General features: G+C 70.3%; 2 protein-coding genes. Both read right to left on the bottom strand.

Annotation, left to right across the window (positions count from 1 at the left end):
- Positions 1–2611, bottom strand: a 2611-nt coding sequence (gene secA / locus L0B03_RS15655) for a preprotein translocase subunit SecA (protein WP_250447511.1), incomplete at its 3' end; no start/stop codon positions are given.
- Between the two features lie 17 nt (positions 2612–2628).
- A partial coding sequence (locus tag L0B03_RS15660) for a DMT family transporter (protein ID WP_250447514.1) occupies positions 2629–3323 on the bottom strand: 695 nt, incomplete at its 5' end.

A 3323-nucleotide genomic window follows, 5' to 3' on the forward strand; every position in this document is an offset into this window, starting at 1 on the left:
TCGGGGCGGCGGACCGCCCGCCCGCCGGGGCCCCAGCTGCCGCCCCGGCGGCAGGTTCCGCTCCCGCCCCGTCCGGCTCGCCCGCGGCAGGGGTCCCCGGCGCAGTGGGCTCGGCGACCTTCACCTCGAGGTTGTGCAGGTAGGTGACCGACTCCTCCTTGATGGCCTCGGTCATCGCACCGAACAGCTGGAAGCCCTCGCGCTGGTACTCGACCAGCGGGTCGCGCTGGGCCATCGCCCGCAGGCCGATGCCGTCCTTGAGGTAGTCCATCTCGTAGAGGTGCTCGCGCCACTTGCGGTCGAGCACCGACAGGACGACGCGCCGCTCGAGGTTGCGCATGTTGTCCTCACCGATGAGGTCCTCACGCGACTGGTAGGCGTGCCGGGCGTCGGACAGGACCTCCTCGAGCAGCACCTCCCGCGTGAGCTTCGCCTGGTCGCCGACCTCGGTCACGACCTCCTCGACGGTGATCGAGACGGGGTACACGGCCCTGAGGGCCGTCCACAGCGCGTCGAGGTCCCACAGCTCGGGGCTGCCCTCACCGGTGGCCCCGTCGACATAGGCGGTCAGGACGTCGTCCTGGAAGTGCTGGATCTGCTCGCGCAGGTCCTCACCCTCCAGGACGCGGCGCCGCTCGTCGTAGATCACGGTGCGCTGGCGCGAGAGCACGTCGTCGTACTTGAGGACGTTCTTGCGGATCTCGAAGTTGCGGCCCTCGACCTGCGACTGCGCGCTCTGGATGCCCCGGGTCACCATCTTGGACTCGAGGGGCATGTCGTCCGGGAAGCCGGCGCGGTTCATCATGGTCTCGGCGAGGCCCGAGTTGAACAGGCGCATGAGATCGTCGGCCATCGACAGGTAGAAACGGGACTCGCCCGGGTCACCCTGGCGGCCGGATCGACCGCGCAGCTGGTTGTCGATCCGTCGCGACTCGTGGCGCTCGGTGCCGAGCACGTAGAGCCCGCCGAGCTCGACGACCTCCTCGTGCTCGGCGGCGACGGCCTTGGTGGCCGACTCGAGAGCCGCGGGCCACGCGGCCTCGTACTCCTCGGGCTGCTCAGCCGGGTCCAGGCCCTGGCTCGCGAGGGAGTCGACCGCCATGAACTCGGCGTTGCCGCCCAGCATGATGTCGGTACCACGGCCGGCCATGTTGGTCGCGACCGTCACGGCCCCCTTCCGGCCGGCCTGGGCCACGATCGAGGCCTCACGCGCGTGCTGCTTGGCGTTGAGGACCTCGTGCGGGACGCCCTGCTTGCGGAGCAAGCCAGAGAGCAGCTCGCTCTTCTCGACGCTCGTGGTGCCCACCAGGACGGGCTGGCCGGCGGCGTGCCGCTCGACGATGTCCGCGACCACTGCGGCGAACTTGCCCTCCTCGTTCTTGTAGACGAGGTCGGGCTGGTCGATGCGCTGCATGTCCCGGTTGGTCTGGATCGGGACGACGCCGAGGGAGTACGTGCTCTGGAACTCGGCAGCCTCGGTCTGAGCCGTACCGGTCATGCCCGCGAGCTTGTCGTACAGCCGGAAGTAGTTCTGCAGGGTGATCGTGGCCAGGGTCTGGTTCTCGGCCTTGATGGCCACCCCCTCCTTGGCCTCGATCGCCTGGTGCATGCCCTCGTTGTAGCGGCGACCGGGAAGCATGCGGCCGGTGTGCTCGTCGACGATGAGGACCTCGCCCTTCATGACGACGTAGTCCTTGTCGCGCTTGAAGAGCTCCTTGGCCTTGATCGCGTTGTTCAGGAAGCCGATGAGCGGTGTGTTGAGGGACTCGTAGAGGTTCTCGATGCCGAGGTGGTCCTCGACCTTGGCGATGCCCGGCTCGAGCACCCCGACGGTGCGCTTCTTCTCGTCGACCTCGTAGTCGACGTCGACCGTGAGCCGGCGGACGACCTTCGCGAACTCCCCGTACCACTTGTTCGAGTCCCCCGCGGCGGGCCCCGAGATGATGAGCGGGGTCCGCGCCTCGTCGATGAGGATCGAGTCGACCTCGTCGACGATGGCGAAGTGGTGGCCGCGCTGGACGAGCTCCTCGGGCTTCCACGCCATGTTGTCGCGCAGGTAGTCGAAGCCGAACTCGTTGTTCGTGCCGTAGGTGATGTCCGCGGCGTACTGGGCGCGGCGCTCGTCGGGCTTCTGCCCCGAGACGATGCACCCGGTCGTGAGCCCGAGGACCCGGAAGACGCGCCCCATGAGGTCGCTCTGGTAGCGGGCGAGGTAGTCGTTGACCGTGATGACGTGCACGCCCTCGCCGCTCAGGGCGTTGAGGTAGGCCGGGGCCGTCGCGACGAGGGTCTTGCCCTCACCGGTCTTCATCTCGGCGATGTTGCCCAGGTGCAGGGCCGCCCCGCCCATGAGCTGGACGTCGAAGTGGCGGTGCCCGAGGGTGCGCCGGGCAGCCTCACGCACGGCGGCGAAGGCCTCGGGCAGCAGGTCGTCGGTGGTCTCGCCGTCGGCCAGGCGGGCGCGGAACCGGTCGGTCTCCTCGCGCAGCTCGGCGTCGCTCAAGGAGATGAAGCTGTCCTCGAGGGCGTTGACCTGGTGGGCCAGACCGCCGAGCTTCTTGACGATCCGGCCCTCGCCGATGCGCAGGACCTTGTCGAGGATCGAGGGCACGAATTGCTCCAGACTCGTCAGCTACCCGCGCCGGACGGCGGCGGGTCGGGCCGGGTGGGCGCGCCGGTGCGGCGCGAGCTCAGCACAGACCGACGACCATCGTAGGCGAGTCGGCCACCCAGAGGTGCTCGCGGACGCACCGTGATCACGGCGAGTCCCAGGACGAGGCCTCCGAGGACTCCCACGGGCCCGAGCCGCTCCCCCAGGAGCACAGCAGCGATCACGGCCGCCGTCACGGGCTCGAGGAGCGCCGCGAGGCTCGCGGTCGTCGCAGGGACGGTGCGCAGGCCGCTGAAGTAGGCCGCGTAGGCGAGGGCGGTGGGCACCAGACCGAGGAAGAGCACGAGGAGCACCACGCTCCCCCACCCCCCACCTACGCCACCCGTCTCCCCCGCGACCTCGACCCCGGAGGCCGCACCCAGCATCCCGAGCAGGGCAGCGGGGACCAGCAGCACCCCGCCGACCGTGAAGGACGCGCCCGTCATCGCGAGCGGGCCCAGCCCGGGCACACCACGCCGGTTGACCAGGGTCATCAGGGCGAAGCAGGTGGCCGCGCCGAGGGCGAGCGCCAGGCCCGCCCCCGACGCACTCCCCGAGGGCCCTCCGAGACCGGTCAGCAGGCCCAGCCCGAGCAGGGCGAGCGCCAGGGCGAGCAGGACCCGCGCCGAGGGCGGCCGTCGGCGCCGGACGGCCGTCGCGAGGGCGACGAGCA

The sequence above is a fragment of the Actinotalea sp. C106 genome (genome assembly GCF_023630195.1).
GTDB lineage: Bacteria > Actinomycetota > Actinomycetes > Actinomycetales > Cellulomonadaceae > Actinotalea.